2 protein-coding genes are annotated in these 1,730 nt (G+C 56.4%); both read right to left on the bottom strand.

From position 1 onward, the window contains the following. On the bottom strand, positions 1 to 666 hold a 666-nt coding region (locus GYA94_RS25480), incomplete at its 3' end, for an acyl-CoA dehydrogenase family protein (protein WP_161893352.1). Between the two features lie 808 nt (positions 667 to 1,474). Then, positions 1,475 to 1,730, bottom strand: a 256-nt coding sequence (locus tag GYA94_RS25475) for a hypothetical protein (RefSeq protein ID WP_161893351.1), incomplete at its 5' end; no start/stop codon positions are given.

The raw sequence follows: 1,730 nt of genomic DNA, 5'->3' as shown, positions 1-1,730 counted from the left end.
CGGCGGGCCCAGTCGGGAGCTTCGGCCCGCAGTACCATGTACGCTATGTTCCGGCAGCTCGTGGTCGCCGCCGGAGATGAAGATCTTGTTGCCCTTGAGCCGATAGCTGCCGTCGCCGGCAGGTTCAGCGCGGGTGCGGATGTCGGCCAGCGACGAGCCGGCGTGGGGTTCGGTCAGGGCCATGGTGCCGAAGAAGCGCCCGTCGATCATCGGCTGCAGGAACAGGCGCTTCTGCTCCTGCGTGCCGAAGCTTTCGATCAGGTTGGCCGCGCCCATGGTCAGGAACGGGTAGGCTGTGGTGCCGGCGTTGGCGGCCTGGAAGTGCGCGAAGCACGCTTGCGAGACCAGGCTGGGCAGTTGCATACCACCTGCGTCGTAGTCGCGGTTGGCGTTGAGGAAACCGGCCTCCAGAAACGCGTCGACGGCGGGTTTCACCTCGGGGATCAGCTCGGCGCGGCCGTCGACGTAGCGCGGCTCGTTTTCATCGGCTTTGCGGTTGTGCGGGGCGAAGAACTTCTCGGCGATGGTGCGCGCGGTGGTCAGCGCGGCGTCGAAGGTTTCGCGGCTGTGTTCGGCGAAGCGTGGGCGCTGGGTGAGGGCTTCGGCGTCGAGGACTTCGTAGAGTTCGAAGGCGAGGTTGCGGGGGCTGAGCAGGGTCTCGGGCATGGGGGCGGTCCTTGAGCGGGCTTGAGGCGAGTCTAGGATCGGCCGAATAAGACTGGCTACCATGATCGATACAAATGATGTTCAGTCACAGATCCTCGTATTTGGAGCGTGTGATGTTGATTGACGGGGGAAGGGGCTGGGTTGAGTGAGCGTCAACGGAACCAGATGCTCGCAGCAAGCATTCCAGCACCTGTGAGATCAAGAGGCATGCAGCTATCAGTCTTGGTACCTACGTGCGTCGTAGAAATTTCCTACGTCCAAAGTGATCTCTGGACTGGTGTGGCATTAGCCGCAAACTTCGTAACCTCCCGAGGGGATGAGGGACGTTTTTTTGCGAGCGACGGGAAAAACTACGCCAATACCCGTAGGGTTGTAAGTCAGAGGTGGATGCCGTTGGGCGAAAATGAGCGAAGTTTCGCCAGACTGTCGGCTATACATCGATATGGGGATGTACGACGGATAACGCAAAATTATGTACAGGCTGATGATCCATGGGCGATCACCGGGGAATCCTGGCACTGGCGTCCTGTTGTGCCTGACGAGGAGTATGAATATAGAAGAGGTGCCTATTGATGGTGTCAAATACTAAGAAGCTGCGCGCTATACATTTGCTTTGGGCGAGTATGGATACGTTTTATATTATTTTGTACATCTTGCGTAATGTTGCCCGAGGAACAATACCTTTTTGGTCGGATTTAAATAGTGGTCTCGAAGTGGCGCGGAGTTGGGGTGGCTCAGGTCTTGTGATCTGGATCGGGCTGTTTTTACAGCTTTCAGTTATTGTTACATGCATGGGTTTTTTCAGGTGTCAAAAATTCGTGGTGTTTTTGGCGCTGGTGCAGATACCATTCAGATTTTTTTTCATTGTTCCGTCAGTTTCGGTGATTTTGCTCTTGCCCATGGTCGTTGCTGGTATCAATAACTGGATATGGGTTGGGTTGTTGCTTGCTTCAGAAGCGTTTAAGGGGTGGAGTATCTGGTGGCTTTGGCGTAACTCTGGGTCGCGCATCTTGGAACGATAGCGTGGCACCTGCTCGGCAACGGATGCCGGCTTTGTTCGCCGC

Origin of the sequence: Pseudomonas juntendi (assembly GCF_009932375.1) — a bacterium.
GTDB classification, from domain to species: domain Bacteria; phylum Pseudomonadota; class Gammaproteobacteria; order Pseudomonadales; family Pseudomonadaceae; genus Aquipseudomonas; species Aquipseudomonas juntendi.
This window is presented reverse-complemented; position numbering and strand designations above follow the sequence as displayed.